24 protein-coding genes and 1 tRNA gene are annotated in these 26,413 nt (G+C 55.8%); 8 read left to right on the top strand and 17 right to left on the bottom strand.

All coding sequences use genetic code 11. The annotated features are described in order from the left end of the window. Positions 1-71: 71 nt before the first annotated feature. The 10 genes from P0111_04400 to P0111_04355 form a co-directional block, all read right to left on the bottom strand. The gene (locus tag P0111_04400; protein ID MDF0643246.1) at positions 72-833 is read right to left on the bottom strand and encodes an ABC transporter permease subunit; all 762 of its coding nucleotides are present in this window, start codon (positions 831-833) and stop codon (positions 72-74) included. Continuing rightward, positions 830-1,765, bottom strand: a complete 936-nt coding sequence (locus P0111_04395) for an ABC transporter ATP-binding protein (GenBank protein MDF0643245.1) — start codon at positions 1,763-1,765, stop codon at positions 830-832. Before P0111_04395 ends, P0111_04400 begins: the two co-directional genes overlap by 4 nt. Then, positions 1,762-2,637, bottom strand: coding sequence for a hypothetical protein (locus P0111_04390; protein MDF0643244.1), 876 nt, complete (start codon positions 2,635-2,637; stop codon positions 1,762-1,764). Before P0111_04390 ends, P0111_04395 begins: the two co-directional genes overlap by 4 nt. After that, positions 2,634-4,442, bottom strand: coding sequence for an O-antigen ligase family protein (locus tag P0111_04385; protein ID MDF0643243.1), 1,809 nt, complete (start codon positions 4,440-4,442; stop codon positions 2,634-2,636). The genes P0111_04390 and P0111_04385 overlap by 4 nt, the downstream gene beginning before the upstream one ends. 418 nt (positions 4,443-4,860) lie before the next feature. Continuing rightward, a complete protein-coding gene (locus P0111_04380) occupies positions 4,861-5,379 on the bottom strand; it encodes a type II secretion system protein (protein ID MDF0643242.1) in 519 nt (172 codons plus the stop codon). A 452-nt stretch (positions 5,380-5,831) separates the two neighbouring features. Further along, positions 5,832-7,502 carry a tetratricopeptide repeat protein gene (locus tag P0111_04375; GenBank protein MDF0643241.1) on the bottom strand — a complete coding sequence of 557 codons (1,671 nt, stop codon included), beginning with the start codon at positions 7,500-7,502 and terminating at the stop codon, positions 5,832-5,834. A 234-nt stretch (positions 7,503-7,736) separates the two neighbouring features. Beyond that, positions 7,737-9,092 (bottom strand): replicative DNA helicase, encoded by a 1,356-nt coding sequence (dnaB, locus tag P0111_04370; protein ID MDF0643240.1) that lies wholly within the window; start codon positions 9,090-9,092, stop codon positions 7,737-7,739. Further along, positions 9,089-10,420 carry an ATP phosphoribosyltransferase regulatory subunit gene (hisZ, locus tag P0111_04365; protein MDF0643239.1) on the bottom strand — a complete coding sequence of 444 codons (1,332 nt, stop codon included), beginning with the start codon at positions 10,418-10,420 and terminating at the stop codon, positions 9,089-9,091. Before hisZ ends, dnaB begins: the two co-directional genes overlap by 4 nt. Before the next feature lie 105 nt (positions 10,421-10,525). Continuing rightward, positions 10,526-12,109, bottom strand: coding sequence for a phosphoglycerate dehydrogenase (gene serA, locus P0111_04360; protein ID MDF0643238.1), 1,584 nt, complete (start codon positions 12,107-12,109; stop codon positions 10,526-10,528). Between the two features lie 8 nt (positions 12,110-12,117). Beyond that, complete coding sequence (locus P0111_04355) at positions 12,118-13,260, bottom strand: alanine--glyoxylate aminotransferase family protein (protein ID MDF0643237.1); 1,143 nt, start codon at positions 13,258-13,260, stop codon at positions 12,118-12,120. 413 nt (positions 13,261-13,673) lie between these two features. Here P0111_04355 and P0111_04350 point away from each other — a divergent pair, with 413 nt between their 5' ends. Then, positions 13,674-14,939 carry a transglycosylase SLT domain-containing protein gene (locus P0111_04350; protein MDF0643236.1) on the top strand — a complete coding sequence of 422 codons (1,266 nt, stop codon included), beginning with the start codon at positions 13,674-13,676 and terminating at the stop codon, positions 14,937-14,939. 67 nt (positions 14,940-15,006) lie between these two features. Here P0111_04350 and P0111_04345 read toward each other — a convergent pair whose 3' ends face one another. Continuing rightward, positions 15,007-15,798, bottom strand: a complete 792-nt coding sequence (locus P0111_04345; GenBank protein MDF0643235.1) for a tetratricopeptide repeat protein — start codon at positions 15,796-15,798, stop codon at positions 15,007-15,009. Positions 15,799-15,952: 154 nt separating this feature from the next. Here P0111_04345 and bioF point away from each other — a divergent pair, with 154 nt between their 5' ends. The 3 genes from bioF (at position 15,953) to P0111_04330 (ending at position 19,510) form a co-directional block, all read left to right on the top strand. Continuing rightward, positions 15,953-17,113, top strand: coding sequence for an 8-amino-7-oxononanoate synthase (bioF, locus tag P0111_04340; protein MDF0643234.1), 1,161 nt, complete (start codon positions 15,953-15,955; stop codon positions 17,111-17,113). A gap of 127 nt (positions 17,114-17,240) precedes the next feature. Beyond that, positions 17,241-18,299 (top strand): type IV pilus twitching motility protein PilT, encoded by a 1,059-nt coding sequence (locus P0111_04335; GenBank protein MDF0643233.1) that lies wholly within the window; start codon positions 17,241-17,243, stop codon positions 18,297-18,299. 32 nt (positions 18,300-18,331) lie between these two features. Beyond that, positions 18,332-19,510: a PilT/PilU family type 4a pilus ATPase gene (locus tag P0111_04330; protein ID MDF0643232.1), complete on the top strand. Its 1,179-nt coding sequence runs from the start codon at positions 18,332-18,334 to the stop codon at positions 19,508-19,510. Positions 19,511-19,527: 17 nt separating this feature from the next. Here P0111_04330 and P0111_04325 read toward each other — a convergent pair whose 3' ends face one another. After that, positions 19,528-20,019 carry a hypothetical protein gene (locus tag P0111_04325; protein MDF0643231.1) on the bottom strand — a complete coding sequence of 164 codons (492 nt, stop codon included), beginning with the start codon at positions 20,017-20,019 and terminating at the stop codon, positions 19,528-19,530. A 109-nt stretch (positions 20,020-20,128) separates the two neighbouring features. Continuing rightward, on the bottom strand, positions 20,129-20,986 hold the full coding sequence (locus tag P0111_04320; GenBank protein ID MDF0643230.1) for an SUMF1/EgtB/PvdO family nonheme iron enzyme: 858 nt from the start codon (positions 20,984-20,986) through the stop codon (positions 20,129-20,131). A gap of 460 nt (positions 20,987-21,446) precedes the next feature. On the opposite strand from P0111_04320, the gene P0111_04315 reads away from it, so the two are divergent. Beyond that, on the top strand, positions 21,447-22,355 hold the full coding sequence (locus P0111_04315) for a hypothetical protein (protein ID MDF0643229.1): 909 nt from the start codon (positions 21,447-21,449) through the stop codon (positions 22,353-22,355). Between the two features lie 662 nt (positions 22,356-23,017). Next, positions 23,018-23,293 carry a TRL domain-containing protein gene (locus P0111_04310; protein ID MDF0643228.1) on the top strand — a complete coding sequence of 92 codons (276 nt, stop codon included), beginning with the start codon at positions 23,018-23,020 and terminating at the stop codon, positions 23,291-23,293. 137 nt (positions 23,294-23,430) lie between these two features. On the opposite strand, the gene P0111_04305 is transcribed toward P0111_04310, so the two are convergent. Beyond that, positions 23,431-23,508, bottom strand: a tRNA-Glu gene (locus P0111_04305). 145 nt (positions 23,509-23,653) lie between these two features. On the opposite strand from P0111_04305, the gene P0111_04300 reads away from it, so the two are divergent. Continuing rightward, positions 23,654-24,145, top strand: coding sequence for a hypothetical protein (locus P0111_04300; GenBank protein MDF0643227.1), 492 nt, complete (start codon positions 23,654-23,656; stop codon positions 24,143-24,145). Next, on the top strand, positions 24,142-24,705 hold the full coding sequence (locus P0111_04295) for a hypothetical protein (GenBank protein ID MDF0643226.1): 564 nt from the start codon (positions 24,142-24,144) through the stop codon (positions 24,703-24,705). Before P0111_04300 ends, P0111_04295 begins: the two co-directional genes overlap by 4 nt. A gap of 10 nt (positions 24,706-24,715) precedes the next feature. Here P0111_04295 and P0111_04290 read toward each other — a convergent pair whose 3' ends face one another. The 3 genes from P0111_04290 to P0111_04280 form a co-directional block, all read right to left on the bottom strand. Further along, entirely contained in the window at positions 24,716-24,940 is a 225-nt protein-coding gene (locus tag P0111_04290) for a hypothetical protein (protein ID MDF0643225.1), read from the bottom strand. Positions 24,941-25,189: 249 nt separating this feature from the next. Next, positions 25,190-25,897: a MarR family winged helix-turn-helix transcriptional regulator gene (locus P0111_04285; GenBank protein ID MDF0643224.1), complete on the bottom strand. Its 708-nt coding sequence runs from the start codon at positions 25,895-25,897 to the stop codon at positions 25,190-25,192. 91 nt (positions 25,898-25,988) lie between these two features. Continuing rightward, positions 25,989-26,366 carry a hypothetical protein gene (locus tag P0111_04280; protein MDF0643223.1) on the bottom strand — a complete coding sequence of 126 codons (378 nt, stop codon included), beginning with the start codon at positions 26,364-26,366 and terminating at the stop codon, positions 25,989-25,991. Positions 26,367-26,413: the final 47 nt, after the last annotated feature.

Genomic DNA, 26,413 nt, shown 5'->3' with positions numbered 1-26,413 from the left:
GAACCGATACCGGTCGCACTCCAGCCGAGTCTGATCCCACAGACCATCCATTTGCGCAGGCAGGCTGCAGGCTAGAAATCTCTCTGCTGAAACACAATGCAGGATGCGATCAATACAAAAGTGACATAAGCCATCCCATACGCAACGGTAGTCATCATGTACTCACCTGTGATGGGAACACCATATACAGCCTCTCCCTTGACATTGAACAACGCGAGGTTCGGAAGGAGATAATAGAGCGCCAACAGCAATTCCTTCAATGCACCGGACAATCTATCGCTCATCATCTGCAGATCAGGGGTTAATTCACCAATGACGTACACAGCCAATGTGAAGATTCCGCTCAACGTGGGAGTGGTGAAGGTGGAAAAGAACAAGGCAGCGGACAGGACAACAAGCTGCGCAACCGCGATGAGAGCAACAGCCTTCATGATGCCGCTGTCCGGCATCGCACCGCTAGTCACCAGGATCAGGCACAACGCGCCGAGCATGACGCTGGTATTCACCCACATAGTGAAAGCTAGCCCGCAGTAACGTCCCAGAAGGAATTGATATCGGTGGACGGGTTTGGCGACAATAGTATAGATCGTGCGCTTTTCAATCTCCTTACTGACGAGCCCGACTCCCACAAATATGGCTATTAACACTCCGAACAGGTCGATACTGGCTAATCCAATATCTTTAATTATTTTTACCTGCTCTCCAATAGTCAATGTCCCCAAGAGGACCGCGCTGCCGATCATGAGAAGAGCAAACACGAACAGGTTATAGAACACCTTGTCCCGCAATGTTTCTCTAAAGGTATTGAGCGCAATGGTACCGATGGCATTCATGATGACACCTCGAGCCCGGTTTCCCTGAGAAACAAATCTTCGAGTGAGCGCTTGTGCGGCACAAAGGAGACCAAGCGGTCGTTCCTCGATTGAACATAGCGGAGAACTTCATCAGCCTCTTGCTGATTCGAGACCTTGATTAACATCATCCCGCTCCGACGACTGATTGCTCCTCCAAGCTGATTCACTTTCTCCAGCAGTCCCGACGTCTCCCCTATCACTTGAATCTCCACCTCATTCACCGTTTCAGCTCCGACCAAGTCAGTAACCGATCCGGTGGCTTTGAGTCGCCCTTTCACGAGGATTCCAACCCGATCGCAAATCGTTTCTACATCGGACAGAATATGCGAACTGAAGAAGATCGTTTTGCCCTTCTCCTTCAGCTGAAGAATAATGTCACGAACGTCACGTCGACCAATTGGGTCGAGCCCTGACATCGGTTCGTCTAATATGACCAATTCCGGGTCATTGATGAGCGCTTGGGCAATTCCAGCCCGCTGGAGCATGCCTTTTGAAAATTTTCTCAAGGGAAGGCGCCGTGTGTCTTTCAGACCGACAAGGTCCAAGAGCGAGTCAATCTTGCGCCTCAGTTCACTACCAGATAGATGGAACAACCGGCCATAGAACTTCAAAAACTCCTCCGCTGTGAGGTAATCATAAAAATACGGTGCTTCCGGCAAGTATCCCACCAATCTCTTTACGTCTATGTCACGACAATCTCTCCCGAAAATAGCAATACTGCCCGCCGTCGGATGAGCCAAACCAAGAATCATTTTGATGGTTGTCGTTTTTCCTGATCCATTGTGCCCGAGGAAACCGAAAATTTCCCCCTTGCATACTTCTAAATCTAGCCGATCGACCGCCAGGAATTGTTTTGTCGGCCATCCGCGCTGATACGCCTTCGTCAACTTGCTTATCGTCAGTGGAATCATCGCTGCCTCCGATGTCCGCTCACTTGAAATCGCCGCTCTGCAGATGTGCTGTGCACGCTTTGGACACTGTGGTCATAGACATAGGTACCCCCCAATGGTTCAACTGGCAGCGCGGCCAGATATCCTGCAATCACCAATTCCTCCAGCTTCCGTGGAGGTTCCCCAAATTGGTGACGATATTGCTCGATTGCTGCCTCGAGAGATTGTATGTCCCGCTCAACAAGTGCCTCCTTTAACCGAAAGCCAAGGAACTCTCGTAATCGCGTATCGCTCGAGTGTTCGTAAGAGGTGGCAAGAACTTCGACTGCCTTTTGCGGGTCCTTCGCGGTCATGTAAAGACGAGAAGCGAACGAAGCGAGGTATTCTGGCCCTCCACCAACACTCGCTGCTATGGCGATATACTCTGCAGCTTTGGCGTCGTCTCCCAGCTCAAAATAGTAATTGATACCCAACATGAAAGGCAGTCTCCATTCCTCGGGGTTGTTCCGCATGCCTTTCTCAAGGATGCGATTGCTCTCCTCCGGCATGACGACAACCGTACACAGCGCAATCCCACCAGCTTCGTAAGCTGCTACAAACCTGGGATCAAGCGTCGTCACAATATCTATCGCACGGAAAATCCACATGCCGGCTTCCTTGGACACTTGGCGATCCCCAATGGCTTGAACCGATCGCAGCCACAGAAAGTCTGCAATAACGTTCTGGAAACCCAGCGTCATGGTCCTAAGTGTGCTTCCATCAGGAAGGAGCGCGAATCGTTGTAGCTTCGGCATCGCTGCCCGAGTCCGATCAGCTGCGAGGTGCATGTAATGGACGGCAAGCAGTAAGGTAGCAGCTACAAGCCAAGGAACTATACGTTTGAGCGCGGTCATGACCGTAGCATTTCCTTCAAAGCATCGAGATTGACATCCAGGAACTGATGTTCCATCGGGCTCCTCGCCCTCCCCTGATACTTCTCCATGATCGCCAGCAGTTCCGAATAGTCTCGATGAGCAGCATTGGCGTTGCCCAATTGCAGAGCCACTTCCATGCGCAGCGCACGCGCAGGCAAGTAATTGGGTTCGTATTCTATGGCTTTCGAGAATGACGCTTGCGCCTCTTGGAGTGAACCATGCACGCGTTGCAGTTTTCCCAAGGCAACGTAGCTCGCAGGAGAATATGGATCTCTTGTTGTCGCCACTTGGTATGAAGCCATAGCGCGGCTGAGCCATTCGATTCGTTCCTGTGGGTGACGTGCCAGCTCAGCCAGAAGCTGATACAGAGTACCTAGGCGATAGGGATAGCGGCCATCGAGCGCATTGAGCGACATACACAGCTTTATTTCTTTGACAGCGTCCAGGACCAGTCCCAGTTCCCCGAGAGTGTGAAACAGAGCGAGATCGGATGATGCGACCGCGTTGTGATACGCCGCGTTCCAGGGCTGAATGGTTGTCGCAACCTGATACCATTGTGAGGCCTCCGCTATTTTGCGAAAACTCGTTTGTGCGTTCCCTCGCTCAAACGCGTACCATGCCAAACCCGACTGTACTGTAAGCGATACAAATATTGACATGATGATGGCGGCAATCACCGACCGCCCTCTACTGAGGTGAATCGATCCTTTCGGCACCACGGGATCAGCGTCGGCTTGGATCCGGCCTAGGACAAGTACCATGCTGCCGGACAAAATCATCAACAAAACAAGAGCCGGCTCATGGAAGACCGAATCGATCGACGCATGAACCAAGACAGTCAGAACGATTCCGGCCAGCCCTGCTATTGCGCCGGATCGTAAGGATGTTTGTTCACCAAGCAGTATTCTTACCGCCTCTTTCATCCATAGTATTGTCCCGGCCAGGAAGATGAGCAGTCCGGTGATTCCAAGCTCAACTGCAATTTGCAAATATTCATTGTGAGCCGATTCTGCCCGCTTTCCAAATCGGGCGATTTCTCCGTCAACCGGGAATCGGAATTGAAATGACAGGTACTTGTACATCCCAAGACCAACTCCCCACGGATAATTGATAATACGGTCGATTGAATTCTTCCAAATATCGATCCTTGTGTACGAAAAAGGATCATGCGCAGCGACCTCAAGGCCTCGATCTCTTACGGGATTTGGAACAACCGCGAGAAGGAGAACACCCGTTAGAAGAAATGGCATGACCATTTTCCCAAAGCGCATGATTCCGATGAAGGCCACGACACATATGAGAGCGATCGAGGCCCCTCGAGAGCGGGCCAGAAGGAATGCGCTGACTGAAAGAATTCCGATTGAGATCAGAACTACTCTTTCTCCCTTCCCCAAGAGGCTCCCATCTGAATAACAGAGAAGAGCAAGGACCAGGCTGATCACGCAGACCTGATACGTCCCAAAAAAGTTCGGGTTGAAGAATGTTCCATAGGCTCGGTAACTGCCCAGTCCCCAGTATTGGATCACTCCGAGAACTGCCTGAAACGTTCCCATGCCAAGTATGATCATGATCAGTACGCGAATATCGCGTACTGATCTCACCCTCTGCCATATCAAGTGAAAAAACACCCCGTACATCGCAAATGTGACAACCCCCTGAATTGCAACATCCTTGTATGGCGCCCACAGGACGGAGACAAAGGCGAGCCCGCACAGGATCACCACCATCGGTGACAATTTACTCCAATGCAGAAAGAGCTCTCCGCCATGCTTCTTGCGGATCATCCAGCTCATCGCGAACAAGAATAGAGACATCCGCATGACAAATACCGGAAGGTGTGTTGTCCCGCCTTCAATCAATGGAGCAAGCCCTGTTATGCCTCCTAGCAGCAGAACCGCTGGAGAGTACAACGCCGGAACACCCCGTTGCTTCAAGGCACGGCAGATGGAACTGAAGAATGGTAACGAGAGGCTCGCCATTGGCCAGAGCACGGGATACATGGCAAAACTAACTAGTTGCTAAACCAGCTCCGATTAATAACTTCTTCCCGTGCCACTGTGATGTCACAGTATTCAGGTTTCGCTGAAGCGTCAAGAATTTTCGCCCTCTGAGACTTTTTAGATATGTCGACAATAGAGAAGGGGAGAAGCCATTGCGTGGCTTCTCCCCTTCTTACTAGGGGAACAATTCTCCAAGCAGGGGCTACACGTCGTTTTGCGTATTGTTCAAAGCACGTTGGTCATTGATGAACCAGTGATCGCAGGTGGGATCACCATCAATGTTGCCGCTTGCACCCGCCGTAAAACCACTCGGGCTGGCAGCCACGGCATTACCACCAGTGGTCGGTGAAGCCACACAGGTAGCCGGCACGCTAGGCATCGGGAACATAACAGCTGCTCCGGGACCAGCTGCCGGACCGGTGAGCGCGGCCGCATCCCACGCATACCAGAATGAGTATCTGGGCGTGCCGGACGGAGCCCACCCGATTGCCGAAAGAGTATTGGTGGCGGCAAGATATGTCTGAGGAACGGTTTCCGCCTGATAGGCGGTGGCGGACGTGAAGATCGCCCCAAGACTCACCTTCGCCTCAGCCTGTTTGGACTTCGACTGATACGCGATGAAGTTGGGAATCGCGATCGCCGCCAAGATTCCGATGATCGCCACGACGATCATCAACTCGATAAGGGTAAAACCCTTATGACTTTTCAACTGCTTACACATTGCTGCTCCTCCTTGTTGATGGTTCACCGACTTCCCCATGAATGATGGGTTGCTGCATCCAATCATCCTGTTTGTCATGCTGTCTGCATTCGTCCAACAAGCAGGTTCGATGCCGTGGGGGTAGCAACTTGGCTCGTCCAGAAGACTGCTGAATTGTCAATCTGTTATAAACTAATCTGCAGAACGACCCTGTCCCACCCGATGTACCCGCGTTTCCGAGATTCGCTAGCGCGTGCCAATAATTGTCTCGCAAGGCTATTTCTTAAGCGCATATCGCCTACATGACAGATTGAGGAAAATAGAGGGAGCAGGCCTTGCCGAGCACCGCGTTATAGCGGAGGGTCCTCAGCCATTGACGAACTTGAGTTATTCAGCCAACTTCAGGCCTTGAATCTAAAAAGGAGACTTTGGGAGGAAGAGTAAGGAGAAAGATATCTCATAAGGACGGCATTTTATGGAGAGGGCGCTTGTATCTTCTCTGATACACGGCGTTTAGCCTGTTGGATACGATCTTCTTGGGCAGGGTCTCCCATGCCTAGCTCGCGGAACCGTTCAATCAGCTTGCTGTTGGAAGGATCCAGTTCCAAGGCGTGCAACCAAGCTTCGCGCGCATCGGCCATTCGGTCTTGCTTGGCATAGATGTCACCGAGATGCTCAAAGATCACCGGATCGTCTCCAACGAGTGCCACAGCTCGCTTAATTTCTGTGAGCGCCTCGGCCAAAAGCCCAGACTTGAAAAATGCCCACCCCAGACTGTCCACGTAGTAGCCATTGTCTGGTTTCAATGCTACCGCCTGTTTGGTCAGAGAGAGCGCCTGATCGATCTTGACTCCACGCTCGGCATAACTGTACCCGAGATAGTTGAGGGCATCCGCATGGTGCGGATCCAGCTTGATCGCCGCCTCCATCACGCGAACGACGTCATCAAATCGATTCAGCTTGTCGTAGGCAGTTCCCAAGTTGAAATGTAAATCTGCGTTCTTCGGATTGTGATGAATACCTCTCTCGAATACCTCAGCTGACTTCTCAAATTGGTCCGTCTGCAAATATGCCAAACCGAGTACGATGTGCGCCTCAGGCTGCTTGGGATTTAATGCTGTCGCACGACTCAGATGTTCGATGGCTTCAGGAAACTGCTTGAGTCTGTAGTACAGTACTCCTAAGTGGAGATGCCCTTCATAGAAAGTAGGTTCGAGCTGAATGTTGAGGGTGTACGTTTCGATGGCTCGCTTTGTATCCTTTGACTCCTCATACAGATAGCCCAGGTAGTCTCTTACCTTCAGTTCCGCCGGGCGTGTCTTGAGAATCTGGTTTAGGCGGTCGATCGCTTTGGCATACTCCTTCTGCTCGCCATAGATCAAAGCAACCCTCAATTGCGCATCAAGATCTGATGGATCATCGGCAAGAAGAGTTTCCAACTCAACCATCGCGCCCTTGTAATCTTTGGATTCGACATAGAGACGTATGAGTTGATGTCGAATATCACGATTCTGCGGGTTCACCCCCTGCAGATATCGCCTCAGTATTTCGATCGCTTGATCTCGCTCCTGCCTGGATGCATAGATGGATGCCAAGGCCAAATAGGCCGGCTCGAACGAAGGACTCACCGCGATAGCACGTTCGAAACTCGCGGAGGCTTGCTCGGGTTTGCCAGATTCGAGCATGGCGCGCCCGAGATGGTAGTGGCCGACTGCCGAATCCGGCGATCTCATCAGTCCATCTTGGATCACCGACTCAGCCTCAGAAGGTCGTTTTAAACCCAGCAGCAAAAGACCTTTGGCAAAATAGGGATCACCGGCTGTCGGATCCTGAGCGATGGCCTTGTCGATAATTCCGATCGCTCGTTCAGTTTGACCGGCGCTTGCAAGGATGCCGGCCATTTGCGTCAGAACATGTCCGTCCTGATCTGGGCTGTCGACCACCTCTTGCGCGTACCTAAGAGCGTTTGGCATATCACCCAACGAGAAATACAGCCCTGCCAACCTGGTTTTGACTGAGCTGGAGGAAGGATCCGTGGCAAGGACGCTGTGATATTCTCTCAATGCGCGTTCCGTATCCTGCGCCAACTCGGCTTGGTACCCCAGCATAAAATGATAGGCAGCCGACGCATCGGGCTGATGCATGGGAGGATCAGGTTTATGAGGCATTTGAGACGTGGATGAACTGCTCGGCGATGTTGACGGCGTCGTACATGCCGGGAATAGGAATGCGGTCAGGACCAGCACGAATAAGGAATACAACGGGAAGATCCGTTTCGCCGGCGCAAAATTAGGAGGATAAGAACAACCAGCGAGCCACATGGTGGATAGACGATAACACAATGTTGCTAAAGATTATACGAAGCGAGGTGGGCGCGGTCAAACGGCTTCTCGATTGTCTAAGCTCTCGAACTTGGCGAATCGATCATGAAAGAACAGCTCCTTCTTTCCGATCGGACCGTTGCGGTGCTTGCTCACCAGGATTTCAGCGATGCCTTTGCGTTCAGAGTTTTGATCGTACACTTCCTCGCGATAGATGAACATGACGACATCCGCATCCTGTTCAATGGCTCCGCTCTCGCGAAGATCGGCCAGCATGGGAATTGGCGGTTTTCTCGCTTCAACGGCCCTGCTTAACTGGGAAAGCGCGACAACCGGAACGTTGAGTTCCTTTGCCAATGCCTTCAGTGAACGTGAAATGTCCGATATCTCCTGCTGCCGAGACTCGGCGTCACTCCGTCCCTGCATCAGTTGGAGGTAGTCCACAACCAACAACCCGAGACCCCGCTCAGCCTTGAGCCGCCGAGCCTTGCCACGCATCTGCTGTACCGTAATACCCCCGGTATCATCGATGTAGATCGGAGCCTGTTCTAGTCTGCCAGCCGCCTCAGCCAACCTCCACCAATCCTCCTTTTGGAGCTTCCCGGTCCGCAGCGCATGGGAGTCGACTCGCGCCTCGGAACTGAGCATGCGCAGAACGATCTGGGGCTTCGACATTTCGAGGCTAAATATACCGACCGGCGTCCCTGCATGAAGCGCGGCATGGGCGGCCATGCCCAAAACGAGGCTCGTTTTCCCCATGCTCGGTCTGCCGGCGATCACGACCAGGTCGGACGGCTGAAGACCGGCCGTCAAATCGTCGAGGTCATAGAACCCGGTTGGGACGCCCGTTACTTGCTCTTTGCGCTTGGATAATTTATCGACAAGATCGAGACTCTCTTTGATGATGTGATTGATCGGACTGAAGGATCGATCCAACTTACCTTGTGCAATGCTAAAGACCGACCGCTCAGCGAAATCCAGAAGGTCGTCGATCTGGGTTGCTCCTTCATACCCGCGGGTGAGCACTTCTGTGGAGGTATGGATGAGCTCTCGCAGCAGCGCTTTGTCGCGCACGATCTTGCTGTGATACCGGATGTTGGCCGCGCTGGGAACAATTTGAACCAACTCCGCCAGGTACGCTGCCCCGCCGACCGATCCCAGTTCACCCTGCGCCTTCAACCGTTCGGTAAGCGTGATCTGATCGATGACTTCGCCGACTTCCGACAGCTCCAGCATGGCATGGTAAATCTTACGGTGAGCAGTCCGATAAAAATCCTTCTCGACGATCAATTCCATTGCCTTGGCCATTGCCTGGTTGTCCAGCAACACCGCGCCCAATACGGATTGTTCCGCCTCAACATTCTGAGGAGGCAGCTTCGGTTGGGAAAGGTCGATCTCAGCCGCCGGCTTCATGACGCACCTTTTATGGTCGATGTACGTTTGATCGCCTCGACGAGGGCGGTAAGGCTTATCTCCTTCTGCACGGGTCTGGGTGAGCGCCTATTTCGCACAAGATCCGTCTCGCGTCCAAGCCGTTCAACCACCGTGAACTTATCACCTCGGTTCTGACCTGGCATTCCAACGACGACCACAGCTCCGGCTCCTTGTGCCCGACCTTGCTGAGCCGCGCTGGTCAGAAGTTGGCCGGTGCTCGTATTACTAATGGTTTGCTGGGCGACACGGAGCTGTCGGCGCCGCAACTGAGCCGCAACCTTACTCACACGCGACACCGCACGCTGAGGTCCTATCACGAGATAGTCGATGCGCGGCAACCCATCGGCCTCCTCCGGAAACGCCAGTGCACGGAACAGCCGGTCAACATCGAGTGCGAATCCGGTTGAAGGCAGGGCTGCACCGAATCGGCCAATCAGGTGATCGTATCGCCCACCTCCGCCCAATTCCGCCCCCACTCCCGGCGCGAAGACATCAAAGACAGCACCATCGTAATAATCGACCCCTCGGAACTCGCCAAGGTCCAACAGCAGTGCATCCTCATATCCGGCTGAACATAATAGATGATAGAGTTCTGCGAGTCGCTCCAATGGTTCAAGCAGAGTCGGGTCTCCAGCGGCCAGAACCTGCCCTCGATTCAAGACTTCTTTTCGACCGGTCAACTCAGGGGCTTCACGAATCGCCATGGCGGCCGATCTTGCGATGCGTTCGGTCTTCAGAATCTCTTCGAGACGAGGCAGATCTTTTCGAGCCGCGGCCTGTTCAGCTCGCTTCTGGGCTCGAACGGACAGGCCGGATCTTGTCATCAGGCCCTTGATGAATCCAACGTGCCCCAAGGCAATCGTGAAGGATCCAAGCCCAATCGACTGCAAACACTCGATCAACATGGTAATGACCTCGGCATCACCGCTCACATCTTTGAGACCAATAAGCTCGGCCCCGATCTGAAAAATCTCTCTGCCACGGCCGGCATGTTCAGGCTCGTACCGAAACACCGAGGTACGATACGTAAGCCTCTGAGGAAATATTCCACCGGTCAAGCCCATGGCCACTGTTCTGGCTACCTGGGCGGTCGCATCGGGGCGAAGCAGGAGAGTCCGACCGGTGGTGCGGTCGATAAATTGGTAACAGGTCTCGAGCAGCTCTGGCTCCAAGCCGGGCGCCAGCACGTCAAGGTACTCAAATGTGGGGAGAATAATTTCGTCGTATCCCCACCGCCCGATCTGAGCCAGGAGTTGGCCTTCGAGGCGACGAACCTGTCGAGCGGCATGAGGAAGGATTGTCGCCATCCCTATCGGAATCAGAGAGCGCTCACGATAGGCTAAGGCCTGCGCCGATACGCGGCGAGACTTCCGAGAAGGAGACACCATAGATGGCCGAATGGCTAGCAGAGTTTAGGAAAGGCTCGCAACCTTGACCGAGAGAATATTCTGATTCGACTTGATCGCATTCAATACCGAGCCGGGAAACACTTGGTCAGATCCAATAATCAGCAACGCATTTCCTCCGCGCTTTTCCAGGGCACACTGCATTCGAACGATATTGATGCTCTCGTCTCCGAGTACCTTGCCCACCATCCCGATGACACCGGGGCGATCGATGTTATGGATCAACAACATGTTTCCTTCGGGGACCACCTCGACCTTGAATTGATCGATTTCTACGACCCGAGGATCCTTCTTATGATAGAGAGTACCGGCGACTTGATGAGAAGCTTTCCCCGCCACAACACGCACCCGAATCAGGCTGGTAAAGTCTCCCGCATCGGAGCTACGAACCTCTTTGACTTCAATTCCACGTTCCTTTGCCACAATCGGCGCATTCACATAGTTGACAGGGGCCTCCATGACCGGAGTGAGCAGTCCCTTCAGCACGGCAATCGTCAAAGGGGCCACCGATAGCTCGGCAACCTCTCCGCTGTATTCAACGGTCAGATGCTCAAGCCCGCCCTCACACAACTGCGTCTGTAACTTCCCCAATTGCTCGGCCAGCGACAGGTAGGGTTGGAGCCTCGGGAGCAATTCAGGCGAAACTGACGGGATATTCACGGCTCCGCGCGCGATGCCCCTCTTGAAATAATCGGCGATTTGCTCTGCAATCCCGACGGCAACGTTCTCCTGTGCCTCCGTCGTCTGTGCCCCGATATGGGGAGTGCAAATAAAATTCTCAAGGGTCAGCAATGAATTCTCCGCTTTGACAGGCTCTTCCTCAAACACGTCAAATGCGGCCGCCGCCACGCGTTTGTTCTTCAACGCCTCGAACAAGTCCCCTTCGTGCACGATGCCTCCGCGCGCGCAATTCACGATCATCACCCCGGGCTTCATCATCGAGATCGTCTGTGCATTGATGATGCCCTTGGTTTCGGGAGTCAGCGGGGTGTGTACGGAAATGATGTCTGCGCGACGGAACAGATCGAGGAGATCTACCATCTCCACTCCCATTCGCTCGGCCCGATCGCTGGCCAAGAAGGGATCGTAGGCGATCACTCTCATTCCGATACCATGAGCCAATTTTGTCAGATGGCTGCCGATCTGCCCAACCCCCACGATGCCTAGCACCTTATTGTAGAGCTCGACGCCTATAAACTTGTCTTTTTCCCACTTCCCCGACTTCGTGGAGGCGGTGGCCTGAGGGATGCGTCGACTCATGGCGCAAATCATCGAGAGTGTGTGTTCGGCGGTCGTCACCGTATTGCCACCCGGCGTGTTCATGACGACGATCCCACGACGGGTAGCCGCCGGAGTATCGACATTGTCCAGACCGGAACCGGCCCGACCGACAACCTTGAGTTTATCCGCCGCAGCAAGCAGCTCTTCCGTCACCTTGGTGCCCGACCGCACGATCAATCCATCGGCATCCTTGATTTCCTTGAAGAGCTCATCTTTCGGCATCTTGGACTTCACAACCACCGTGAAGCCTGCTTTCTCCAGAAGCTCGACACCTTGCTTAGAGAGACTATCGCTGACCAGAATTTTCATAGATCTGCCTACTTCACCATCAAAATTTCTTGGGCTTTCCCAACACCGCTGCCTAGCTTCACGGAATGACCGAGGCCCTTCAAGACCATTTCAGTTGCTGCGACAGCCATGATGACGTCGAATCGATCCATATAGCCCATGTGCGAGAGCCGGAATATCTTTCCCTTTAGGTGATCTTGCCCGCCCGCCGCGGTGATCCCATATTGCACCCGAAGATTCTTATACACCGTCTGACCATCAATCCCCTCAGGCGCCGACACTGCCGTGAGAGCATCGCTGGGAGATTCCTTGGGGAAGAGCGCCAAACCGGCGGCCTTCATCCCCTCCCTCATCGCCATCGCAAGATTCGCTTGCCGTCCGAAGACCTGCTCCAGCCCTTCGGCTTTGAGCATCTTCAGGACCTCTTGGAGCCCGACGATGAGCGAGACTGCAGGCGTATATGCTGTCTGGTTCTTCTGTTGATTTTCTCGTTCCTTCTTCAAATTGAAGTAGAACGAAGCATTTTTGGCCTTCTCGGCCAATTGCCAAGCCTTTTCGCTGACGCTGACGAAGGCCAGACCGGGCGGCAGCATCAGGGCCTTTTGAGAGCCGGTCACTACAACGTCGACGCCCCAATCATCGGTCTTGATGTCGAACACGCCCAATGCCGTGATGGCATCCACCACGAGAATCGCATCGGCGTGGCCTTTGACAATTTGAGCGAGGGTTTTGACATCGTGGGCGACCCCAGTCGAGGTTTCACTGGCCTGGACATAGACGGCTTTGATTCCAGGGTCCTTCTTCAAGGAATCTGCAACCAACTGCGGATCAATGGCCCGTCCCCATTCGACTTTGAGTTCGGTCACCTGCGCCCCGTATGTCTTACAGAGCTTGCCCCAGCGCTCTCCGAACTTACCCCCATTAATGGTTAGCGCCTTGTCTCCGGGAGAAAGAAAGTTGGATACGGAAGCTTCCATCCCGCCGGTTCCTGAGGCGGCCAGCATGAGGACATCGCCCTTCGTTTGAAAAAGCCATTTCAATCCATCACGGACCTCCCCGAACAGCTTGTCGAATTCAGGCGCCCGATGATGGATTACCGGCTTCGCCATGGCCAGAAGCACCTCTGGCGGCACAGGCGTGGGCCCTGGAGCCAACAGATACCGCTTGATCATCGACCGTTCCTCCTGGAGTGGAATGCAGAAAGTGCCCAACGAGAGAAGCCGGACGATACCACTGCCTTCGGAAGAGTGTCAAGGTAACGGCCGGTGTAGATCCGTGTGTTTTCGTGCAGTTGGAGTCGACGGTTCACGAATAACCTCGCACCGAACTCTTCGCGATTTCTCTTGCGTTCAGTCTCACGCGTCTACAGCTCATGCTGAGAGACGGACCGCCCCAAAAGTATGGGGCTTCCCTCGGGTGATTTCTTGACAAGTTTTCCGTCGCTCGATACTCTAGGCTCACATCCTGACATCTCACATTGGAGTCTGGAACATATTCCATGTCTTCTCTTTGTGTCAGAAATCTTCTTAGGCGTAGCCTAGTCGGGCTGTCCATCCTTGCGGCTTCATGGACTTTTCCTCCGGTCATGACAGCCCAGGCGGAAGTCTCCACCATCGCGAGCGAAATCTTTCCCGCTCCTGAAGGGGTGGACGGACAGAGCACAGGACAAGAGGACGAGCCTGACCCAAACCTGGTCCCGGTGGAAACGGAGGTTCCGAATAACGGCCCTACCGCAGCGGAGGATCAATCGTCTGTGCCACGTACCGAGGAAATCCTCGAAATAGCGCCACCGCCCCATTCGGCGGCATCTCGGTTCGTGGACTCTTTCAATCCTCCTATCGAAACGCTCCAATCCCAAACTCACGAAGCTGGAGAACCCTCCATTTATAACGTCCCGATTGTGATGGACCCGTCAGTTCAATCCCATATTCGCTATTTCAACGTCGCGATTCGTGACCGATTTGAACAGTGGCTTCTCCGGCTCAGTCGGTACCAACCCTTGGTGGAGAATATTTTCGCGGAATTTCATCTGCCCAGCGACCTGGTGTACTTGTCGCTGGTTGAAAGTGGCTTCAATCCCTATGCCTACTCGCGCGCGAAAGCCACCGGCCCCTGGCAGTTCATGAAGGGCACGGCGAAGGTGTACGGCCTTCGCGTGGACTCCTATGTCGACGAGCGGCGAGACCCGATCAAATCTACCGTAGCCGCCGCTCGCTATTTGCGCGATCTCTACGACATGTTCGGTACCTGGCCGTTGGCAATGGCCGCGTACAATGCCGGCGAAGGCAAAGTGATGCGGGCCCTTCACCGAGCCCAAGCGGAAAGTTTCTCCGACATTTCAAAGACTCGCCTGATCAGGAGAGAGACAAAGGAATACGTGCCTCGGTTCATGGCCGCCACCATCATTGCCAAGAACCCGGTTCGCTATGGATTCTCCCAGAGTTCCACAGAACCGCATCAATTCGAGGAGATTATCGTAGACCGACCGCTTCATTTCCGGGCCATCGCAAACGTCACGGGCGTGTCATATGAAGACTTGCGACTTCTGAACCCGGAGCTGCGGCGCGATGCCACTCCCCCGGGCGAGGCCTATCATCTGAAAGTTCCCGTCGGTTTCAAACCGAAAGTGGAGCAATTGCTCCAACGCATTCCCAGTCACAAGTTCCCGCCGCTTCCCGCAACGCCTCAGTATACCTCGGCGAAAACGTCTCGCTGGTACAAGGTCCGCGTGGGGGACACACTGGAAAAGGTTTCAAAACGGTTCCGCATCCCGCTCAAGACCCTCAAGACCAGAAACAGCCTCACCAGCCCCGTCATCCGGCCAGGTGATTTCCTAGTCATCAGTCGTTAGCATTCCGGGGAGCGGACTAATTCCCTCTCGATCGTCCAACGGCATACCTGCTTCAGGATTCCGCCCGCTATTTCTTTTTCTTACCCGTTTCTGACGCAGAAGAGGTAGGTTTCGTCGACGCAGCCGGAGGAGTCGAGACCGATTCCGCCGGCCGCTTCGTATCAAGCATTTTCGTGCGGACCATGGCCTCGTTGGTATAGGGAGAAGCCGGATAGGACTTGATCAGTTCTTGATAGTGCGCAAGGGCACCTTCCGGTCTTGATTGAGCCTCTTCGAGCCGAGCCAGCTCGAACAGCGCTTGATCCTTATTGAGTGCCCCAGTGGACTCCACGATACTCATGAAAGTCTTCACCGCTTGATCACGATCGCCTTTCAACAGATACGTATAGGCCAGACGCTGCTGCGCCAACCCGACCAGTGTCGGCTGTGAACCGTAGAGCATAATAAATCGCTGATACGCTTCGATGGCTCCAGGATAATCATTCGCCTGCATCAGGGCGTTACCGAGGTGAAAGAGCGCCAACGGAGCCGACGGTGTTCTGGGATATTGGTCCACCACCTGCCGATACTTCTCGATCGCCTCCTTCAGAGTCGCATCGGATTTTGCGGGACCGGCGGTCGGCCGAGTCATGAAAAGCCTTGTCGCCTCCTGCTCAAGATCTTGAGCCTTGTGCGATGCCTGACGGTCGAACCAAAACACTCCCGCCACTACGACAACGGCAAGCACTAGGACCGACAATCCAACCAACAGCGGTTTTCGATAGTCCTGCACTCGATGCAGCGCGTGCTCGAGCCCGCTCACAAAATGAGCCTCGTCGACCTGAAGCGTCCTTGCTGGAACTTTGATGCGGTAACTCATGGCTGATCCGGCTGGTGCTAAGAGATCACTTCCTCCTCGACGTCCTCGCGCCTTATACTAAGGACTTCCTGACCTTGTCAATGAGGCAACGGGGTGGAAGCGCAGGCTCATGATCCGGGCGGCCTCTGTCCCATGGTAACGGACAGCCCATCATATGTTTGACAAATTGCTTGGCGATCTCGACGCGCAGCACCTGACACGACGCCTCACAGAAGTGGCAACCGGTGTCGCACCGGTTGTGAACATCGACGGACGAGAGATTCTACTCATGGCCTCGAACGATTATCTAGGACTTGCCGGACATCCCGATATGATTCATGCATCGACTGAGGCGACCCGCTGCTTTGGGGTCGGAGCCGGCGCGTCCCGCTTGGTTTCTGGAACGTTGACTCCGCATATGGAAATGGAACGAGCCCTTGCCCGCTTCAAGAGGACGGCCTCAGCGCTCACCTTCGGATCAGGATATCTCGCCAATCTTGGCGCAATCCCGGCATTGATCGGCCGAGGGGGACTTATTCTCGCAGATCGGCTGTGTCACGCGAGTCTCATCGACGCATGTCGTCTGAGCGGCGCCGACTTTCGGATTTATCGTCACAACGACCTGAGCCATCTTGAGACACTACTCTCGCACAGGAAGGCGGTCCGGCGGACGATGGTCGTCACCGACGGCGTGTTCAGCATGGATGGGGATCTGGCACCTCTTCCTGAGCTGTTCGACGTAACTCGGCAGTATGACGCCGACTTGTACGTGGATGATGCACATGGGACCGGCGTGATGGGAGAAACCGGCCGGGGTACGCTGGAGCATTTCCACCTCGAGGACGCCGTTCCCTTCCATATGGGCACGTTGAGCAAGGCCATCGGATGTATGGGCGGTTATATCGCCGGCACGGAAACCCTCATCACCTATCTGCTGAACACCAGTCGATCATTAATCTATACGACGGCTCCGCCTCCGGGTACCGCAGCGGCAGTAATCGCCGCATTGGACATCATGCAACGAGAGCCACAACGGCGGCAGCGACTGTGGGCTAATCGCGAGAAACTCTGCGATGGATTGAGACAACTCGGGTTTACCGTCGGAGCCAGTGCGAGCCCCATCATCCCCATCGTCATCGGCCGAGCTGACCGAGCCCTTGCCTTCGCCGAACACCTGCTCTCGAACGGCGTCCTCGCCCCGGCGATCCGCCCGCCCACCGTCCCCGAATCAACAAGCCGAATCCGCATCACCATCACATCGGAGCACACCTCCACACAGATCGACCACGCACTGACCGCATTCCGGCTGGCAGGCGAATCGATTCGACTGATCTGATCGAACACCGACGAGTCCGAGTCGACGATTTCTATCGATTTCCTTGATTTCGCAACGGCCTATGGCATGATGACGTTCGCGTTCTGTCTTCATCCATAGTCATCCTTTCGCATCGAGGAGCTCATTCATGGATATTTCCAAGCTACTGACGTTCTCCGCCAAGGAGGGGGCATCCGACTGCCACATCAGTGCTGGAGAGCCTCCGATGATTCGATTGCACGGCGACCTCAAGAAGCTGGATCATCCTCCCCTAACATCCGAGGAAACCCACGCGCTGATCTACGATATGATGAGCGACGCTCAGCGCAAGACGTTCGAGGAGAAGCGCGAGTGCGACTTCTCATTTGAGTTGGGCGACATCGCCCGATTCCGGGTGAATGTGTTCGTGCAGAATCGGGGCTTGGGCGCGGTGTTTCGAAACATTCCGACCGAAATCATCCCGATGGAAAAGTTGGGCATGCCCCCGATTCTTCGCCAGCTGTGCGACAAGGAAAAAGGGCTCATTCTCGTCACCGGCCCGACGGGCTCCGGAAAATCCACCACACTGGCGTCGATGGTCGATTACCTCAACAACACCTTCGAAGGTCACATCATCACGATCGAGGATCCCATTGAGTTCGTGCACAAGACGAAGAAGTGCCTGGTGAATCAGCGCGAGCTCGGGGTGCATACCCTCTCGTTCGCCAATGCGCTGAGATCGGCGCTTCGTGAAGATCCCGACATCGTCCTCGTCGGCGAAATGCGCGACCTTGAGACGATCCAATTGGCGCTCACCGCCGCCGAGACCGGCCACCTGGTGTTCGGCACACTGCACACGTCGAGCGCGCCGAAGACCATCGACCGCATCATCGACGCCTTTCCTCCCGCTCAACAAGCCCAGGTCCGTACGCAACTCTCCGAGGCCTTGGAAGCAGTCATCACGCAAACCCTCCTCAAGAAGAAAGCCGGAGGGCGCGTGGCGGCGCTGGAGATCATGGTCGCCACGACCGCCATCCGCAACCTGATCCGTGAAGCGAAGCTGCACCAGATTCCCGGCATTATGCAGGCCAGTCAAAAAGACGGCATGCAGACCATGGACATGGCCTTGGTCGATCTGGCAATGCGCGGATTGGTGACCAAGGGCGAAGCCCAGTCGCGCAGCATGAACCCCAACCTCTTCGGAGGTCCCGCCATCGGCGCGGCCTGACAGCCGGAACTCGGAACCGGGAGCTCTACCACATGGATGTGCGGACTTTGCTCAAGGTGATGGTCGATCAAGAAGCCTCCGATATGTACCTGACCGTTGACGCGCCTCCAACCTATCGCGTTCATGGCTCCACCAAGCCGGCCAACATGCCGCTGTTTACGAACGAGCAGCTCGAGGCGCTTGCTCTGGCATTGATGAGAGGTCAGCAGCGAGGTGAATTCGAAGAGAAGATGGAGATGAACCTGGCTCTCTACTACAAGGAACTCGGCCGGTTCCGGGTCAATATCTTCCGCCAACGCGGCAATGTTGGGCTCGTCTTCCGGCACATCAAGGCTGAGATCCAGACGGTGGAACAGTTGAGACTACCTCCGATCATCAAAGACATCGCCATGACGAAACGCGGACTCGTCTTGGTCGTGGGCGCAACCGGATCAGGAAAGTCGACCAGCCTCGCCGCCATGATCGATTTCCGCAACGAGGTGCATCCAGGTCATATCATCACCGTCGAGGATCCTATCGAATTCGTCCATAACCACAAGAAATCTTTGATCACTCAGCGCGAAGTCGGATTCGACACGCTCTCTTTTCAAAACGCCTTGAAGAACACGCTACGCCAAGCCCCGGACGTGATCCTGATCGGAGAAATCCGAGACACAGAAACGATGGAAGCCGCCATCACGTTTGCGGAAACTGGCCATCTCTGCATCGGCACCCTGCACTCCAACAACGCCAACCAGGCGATCGAGCGGATCATGAACTTTTTCCCGGTTGAGCGGCATGCCCAGATTTATCTGCAGCTTTCCCTCAACCTGCGCGCGATCATTTCGCAGCGGCTGGTGCCGTCCGTCGACGGCAAGCGGGTCCCGGCCCTCGAGATCATGATGGATACCCCGCGCATCAAGGACCTGGTCAAGAAGGCTGAAATCGATACCCTCAAGGAAGCCATGGAGCAAGGCATCGAGGAAGGGTGTCAGACCTTCGATCACGTGCTGCTTCAGCTGTATAAGGAGGAGAAGATCAGCCTAGAACAGGCCCTGATCAATGCCGACAGCGCCAACAACTTGCGGTTGAAGATCAAGCTTGAAGGACTCAAGGGCGATGATGCCATCAACGCCCTCTTGGACAAGGGGCCCAATGCCACCGGCGAAGGCGCGTCCTTCAAACTGCAAGGCAGCCCCGCGAGCAACGTCACCCCCCTCAGAAAACGCTGAATCCGGCGCGCTTGAATCTACTTGACCAACGCGCCGGTCTCCCCGGTCTGCTGTTCCAGATACGACACGATTTTCTCCAAGGCCGACGCGCTCAACTTGGCCCCGTACCAGGTGGGCATAGTGGCGGATGGATATCCAGGCACCACGAACACACCGGGGTCTAGGATAGACTCCACAATGTACTCGGGAATGGTCGTGGCCGAGCCGCGATAGGAAGGATCCTTCAAGCGGGCCTCGCCAGTGCGGGCAAGGATCAGCGGCGGGCCAACCCTGCCGGTGGCCCCAGTCACTCCCGGAATTGCGTGACAGACAGGACAGCCGGCGCGGGTAAAGATGACATCGACAGGCTCTTCACCTGTGACAAGCGGAACCATCTGTGAGGCCAACGTGACTTGAGCGGAATCCCCTTGCGGAGCAAAAGAGGGCGGGGGCGTACGGAAGAAGAGGGCCCACAACAGCCCCAGGCCGATGACTGCGACGATCAGAAGGCTGACAGTTCGGTCAGACATGCGGAAGGGTCGATCGACGACGACTTCTAGACCACGATAGTCCCTGCAGCAACGTGACGGACATGCGATCGTCCGTCATCATCGATTGCAGAGCCCATAGGACGACGCTTCATTTGTCCGCAGTCATGGCGCACCGGAACCCAATGGTGCGGTCTTCGAATTCCGGTTCCGCGGAAAACCGAGCGGTGACGCGAAGCGCCGGCGGCAAGTCGGCCCATGAGCCGCCTCGTATCACCCGCTTTTCTCCCTTGGATGGACCGGTTGGATTCTTCTCGGGACTCAGCTGATAGAATTCACGATCATACCAGTCCGCCACCCACTCTGCGGCGTTTCCCGCCATGTGGGCCAGTCCATAGGGACTCCGGCCTCCGGTCTTAAGACCGTGGCGTACGCTCATCCCTTCAAGCCCACTCGTGACGGAGACTAAAGTGACGGCCTCACTGACCCATACCCCACGATTATAGTTCGCAATGTCGACAAACGGCTGCATGTGTCCCCAAGGATACCGACGCCCGTCCGTGCCGCGTGCAGCCTTCTCCCACTCCGCTTCGGTCGGCAGCCGCTTGCCCACCCATTGGCAATAGGCTGCTGCATCGTCCCATTTCATTCCAACCGCGGGACGATCCCCGACAGTCGTCGCCGCTTCATCGTCCCATGTGGGCGGTGAATCGTGGTTGCCTGATTCCAGAAACTTCCTGTAGAGACTCAGGGTCACCTCGTATTGATCGATATAGTAGTTGTCCAGCAAAACCTGATGTTCGGGCCGCTCGTTTGGGAGTCCTTCATTACTACCCATCTTGAACGCACCCGCCGGGATCAGAATCATCGGAGCCCCGTCCTTTCCCGCTACCGCCTTGACGTCCACCGTCTGTCCGTCCTTCATCAGTTCCGGCGACGCAGCAGCGAGGGACAGCACTCCCGCCGTCATGGCCGCAAGGCAATAGCCCAACCTGTATCCATTTTCCATCGGCCCCTCCATCCGCGAGAGATCCGGTCCATGCCAAGGTCCCAAGTCTACTGAGACTGTCGGGCAAACTCAATTGAATCGCTCATCCCCTATCCTGCGAGGTTCCAATCCATTGTTCGCGCACTGTCACGTCTGTAGGCAACCGACTACAACCTATCCTCCCAAAAAGACAGCGATTAATCGACTGATCATCTGAATACCTACAGTTTCTTCATATGCCGGTATTCATCGGATGCGTTTCACCGCTGATTTGCAGGGTTTTCTGCCCTTCGTTTTCTCGTCGCGAGGCACACACATTGCGTAAGGCCCGCAATGACAATTCGAATAGCTACCTCCTGCGACTTCTTCACGGATCACGAGTTCGCCGATATTCCGGCACAGACTCCTGCCTCCTGTGAGAACCGCCTTCTGCGAGACAGTCCGCTGTCTCGTCGAAGAAGAGAGCAAAAGGAGTATCGACATGAAGTGGTTAAATGCGCTGGCAGGTGTTCTGATCCTGTGTTCAGGGACGGCAGAAGCGGCAACATTGACGTGGAACGCCAATACTGAGGCGGACCTCGCGGGATATCGTGTCTACCAATGCAGCGGGCCAACCTGCAGCAAATCCACTGGAAGCATCCTGACGACATTGGGAAAGGTGACGAGCTTCAATATCGGAACCCCCGTCGTCACACAATCGTATTTCGTCACGGCTTACGACTCGAAGAACAACGAGTCCGGCAGCAGCAATGTCGTGACGTACACGGCGTCCGGTTCAACACCACCGCCTCCCGCACCGCCTCCGATACAGACGGTCCAGCTGACGGTTGTCGGGAATCCATCCACAGGACCGTGGGGTGTTTCAGCCACGATTTCTGACACGCGAGATGTTATGGCGAAGGTGCATTTAGATGGCGCGCTATACACCACCGAAAACCTGGCACCTTATAGCTTCCCCACCGATAACGGTGTTTCCGTGACGCTGGCCAAATTCGGCACCGGCTCGCATAAGGTGGAGTTCATCTTCTATTTGCAGAACACGACGACAGAGATCGGCCGTGCGAGCATAACGGTACAGGAGGGAACCACGCCTTCCACACCACCGCCGGTGAAGGTCGTCACTCTGACCGTGGTCGGCAATCCATCCACCGGCCCATGGGGTGTCGCAGGGGAAATCAACGACTCACGAGACGTGATGGCCAAAATCTACCTGGATGGGACGTACCATCACACCGAAAACATATGGCCCTACGGCTTCCCAAGCGACAACGGCATCACGGCAACCAAGGCTGAGTTCGGTCGAGGCTCGCACACGGTACAGTTCGTCTTTTATCTGCAGAACACCACGACCGAGATTGGACGGGCCAGTGTGACGGTCAACGAGAGCTGACCGGCGCGGCAAGAGCTACGTCGCCTCGACGCTGAGAACTGACATTCGCAAGGTCTGTCCAGCCGGACGGGCAATGTGAGCGATGAGATAGTTGGGGTCCCTGGCCATTTCTTCGTGCCGATAGGGCTGAGGTCGTATTGTAGGCCTCAGCCCTTGTCATATCTCTCATTCCTTCCACTTCTTGTCAGCGCGCCATGCGTGATGTCCGATCCCGAACGCGACGGCCGCCTCTGTCAGCCTCCATTCCGAGGCGCATTGACAGCGTAGCTCCTCCTGAGGGAGAAGTATTAGGCTATGCCTATGCGCCGGAAGGAAAGGGGTGTCGTATGAAATCGTTTGTACTGCTTGTGGCTGGGCTCGCAAGCGCGTCCTGCATCGCAGAGCCGCGCACGGAGTTCTTGGGACCGAATGGCAAGATGGTCGCAGCGGTGAGCTGTAACGGATGGTTCCAAACGATGGACGATTGCCGACAACGTGCCGACGATGTATGCCCGGCAGGATACGAGCCGACTCGCCTTGTATCAGGGGCCGAGGCCGTTTCGAAACGAGGGGGCCTGGAAGATAGACCGTCGCAGAGAATGACGATTGCGTGCCGGTAGCGATTGCCGGGCCCTTCAGAGGTTCACAGATCTTTACCTTCTACACGAGAAGGAGAGGTGACCATGAGCAGAGGACGAACGCTGATCACCATGCTGCTGCTCGTCATGACAGGCTGTGAATCTCACACCTGGCCGTTGAGATACACCAATCCGTTGGTTGCCGACGCGAAACAAGGTCAGGATTGTAGGCACCTCGTATTCGGGTTGGGTGGCATGGCGGATGTGACCGGAGCAAAGGCCATGCGCCAGGGCGGGATTACCACGCTTCGGAGCGCTGAGTATCAAGTGAACACGATTCAAGGCCTGGGACGCGAATGCGTCATCGCGCATGGGGAATAGCGAGGATAGAATCGCCGGCTGAATCGAGATACTGGTGGGATAGCCCCCAAAGAGTGCCGTAGTTAAAAGGTCACCGAGCGTCGCTGCGACCTCTTACTCCTCGCTACACCCTCACTGTACACCGAGTACACCGTGCGTGGTGTCCCCAACGGGATTCGAACCCGTGTTGCCGGCTTGAAAGGCCGGCGTCCTAGGCCAGGCTAGACGATGGGGACTCTGAGGCAGGCTACTGAAACAGCTTTGACACATACCATACTCCACGTCAACCTGTCACTAGACGATCGGTTCAAGTCGCGTTTTACCGGGCATCTGGGGTAGGATGGGCGTCCGGTCTGCCGATCTTCGATGAAGGAGCATCCAATGACCTCTCGCCCGCGGCTCAGAGCATGGAACGTCGGACTGGTTCTGATGAGCAGCCTGTGGTTGAGCCACTGTGCGCATGACACGTATCAAGAGCGAGCCGACCTCATAAAGGAGCATACGGAAGCGTTCTACAGTCACTTGAAGGCCAATCGTATCGAGGCGGCTGTCCGTGAAAACGAGCAGATCGAAGCCATGGCGAGCCGAATGGGAGAGACGGTCAGAAAGCAGGCGGCGAAACAGGGAACGACGCACGTGGAGCGCGAATTCGCTCTGATGAAGACCGCGAACGAAACGGCCGCCACCAACTGGCTTGCACTGGGCCAGTACTTTGCCATCAAGAAGCAGTATCCCCAGGCCCGCGCCACCTACCAACGCGTTGTCGATACCTACACCAATTCGACCGATCGACCGTACCGGGAGCAAGCGGCTCGCGCCCTGATGGATCTGGATATTCTCAATCCTCCCATCGCATCCCCCACGAACCCGTGAACGAGCGGCCGTCCACTCACCGCCTCGGCTCCATCCTTGTCGGCCTCGCCCTGTTCTCGATCCCCGGCTGCATGCATAAGATTCACGTATCCCCATCCCCCCAGATGGAGGCGCAGGCAACGATTCCCGCTTCGACCCAGGTGGTGGTGTCGTTCCTTTCATTGGAGGGAGCCGATCACATGCCCGGCATCGGCTCGCTGGAATGGCCGGCTAAAGACCTTCGCGCGGCGGCAATCGATTATTTTACAAAACGGCGGACGTTCCATGCGGTTGGCAACGAACCCGGCAGCCTGACGCTCACGATCAAGGCCTGGCTGACGATGCGGTCTCGCGGTTCATACGTGTACAAACTCCGGCTCGAGTCGGAACTCGGACCGGCCGGCGAGCCTGCAATCGGTTCCTATCACTCGGAGAAGACTGCCATCGGATCGAACGTCCGCTGGGTGACGGCGTCGGACAGGGAGCCGATCCAACAGACGGTCCAGGAGGCATTGGACGATTTGGCTGGGCAAATCGAGGCCGATGCCAGGCTGTACGAGAACAAGAAGGGGAGGAACTAGCACCCGCATTTCAGCGGGGCTGTCGAGATCGGAACAGCAGCCAGGTTGCGACGCTGCCGATCAGCACACCGGACATCACTAACGCAATTGCAATCACCGGTGTGGCAGGCTGCCATGGAAACCGTTCGCGACGGCGAAGTTCGCGACTCAGGTTCGGCACGTGAGTCTCCGCACCCAGCCAGGTCTCCGATGATGATGCCTGTCGTGGTTTGGACAGACCGATCGGCTCGTTCATCTCATCCTTCATCATCCTTCAACCGATGCCTAGCAGGCTGTTGACAAAGTCCGCCAGCGGCGTTCTCGCGTCGCTCAGAGGCTCAACGTACGGCACAGAGTACGATTCGCCTCTTCGCTCGCTGCGGCCTTGCTGGACGGCCTTTCTGAACAGCCTGCGGGGCACGGTGGTGGCACCCGTAATCTCAGACACGACGCCATTTCCGAGGTCATCACATGGTTTGTCAACACACTGCTAGGACGCGAGGAGTCAGCTGGTCGCCGTCCGCTCTCCGGCGAAGAGAGCCCAGGCGTCGCGCGCCTGATCCGGAACCGCCGCCTCATACTCCCCGCAATCGAGTCTGAGCGACACGTCACCGAACGGCGCATTGATGTAGGAACAGTGGTGGGGCCGGTCCTGATCCGGGTACCGGTGCGGCTGGAAATATCGGCAGGATACGCACATGCGAGCCACCGAGATTTCCCCTTTGTCCTGCAAGGTCCGAATGACCTTGACAAGGGCCTTCAGCAGCGACGCCTGTTCTCCCGCCGGCAGCAAGCTGATCGCCGCGGCCAAGTGATCGGGCGCTCCAGCGACCGGGCCATAGGCTCGCAAGCCGCGAGCGGTCAGTTCGACGGTCACGACCCGGCCATCCTGCATCGTGCGACGGCGGCGAACCAATCGCTTGCGTTCGAGTGTGGCCACGGCCTCGGACGCGGTCGGGAGCCGCACCACGAGTTCGTTGGCGATCGCCGAAACCTGGGCGGTTCGCCCGGGTTTGGCGCGAAGGAGGGCGAGAATCTGCCGCTGCAGGGGGCCCAATCCGGGCCGTCCCTCCCGCCTCCAGCTACGGCTCTTCATCGCCAAACCGATTTTTTCGAATCCGGCCGTCAGTTGCATCACCCTCGCCTCGGAAGGTGCCATGGCGGCATCCGACGACGTACGGGCCACCGGCTCGATCATCTGCAATTCAGCCATAGAGAAGTCTCACAAATGGCACCATTCCGGGTGCAGTCTAGTGTGGAATCGAGGTACTCGTCAACGGTGTTGTCCTCGGCCAATTCCACCCTCACTCACAGCCGACGCGATACCCCTCCAGAATCGTCCCCTTGTCGTCGGCAAGAAAATGCAGCTGGCAATTGACGTTACCCCCGTACAAGGGAAGCAGGTCGTATTCATCCGCCTGACCCGGCATCCGGTCAATAGCGAAATCCCACACCATTTCGGTTCTGCCGTCGGGACGTTCGTGAGGATGGAGATTCGGAGGCCCCAATTCCAGATAGAGCTTCTGCCGATCCCCTCCGATCCATCGATTCACCACGTCGTCCCACGTCTGATACGGACCACTCACATCCCGCTTTGCTTTGCCGGTCCCACATCCGATCTGCAATACGATCAGGCATCCCGCTATGATCGCCCCCAGCGCCCCAGAGTGCCGTCTCAGCATGTCGCCTCAATCCTCATACGAGTATCCCGCGCAGGCGCCTCGGGCCA

The organism is Nitrospira sp., from assembly GCA_029194535.1.
In the GTDB taxonomy this organism is placed as follows: domain Bacteria; phylum Nitrospirota; class Nitrospiria; order Nitrospirales; family Nitrospiraceae; genus Nitrospira_C.
Note: the sequence above shows the minus strand (reverse complement) of the source record. Positions and strands in the feature narration are given on the sequence as shown.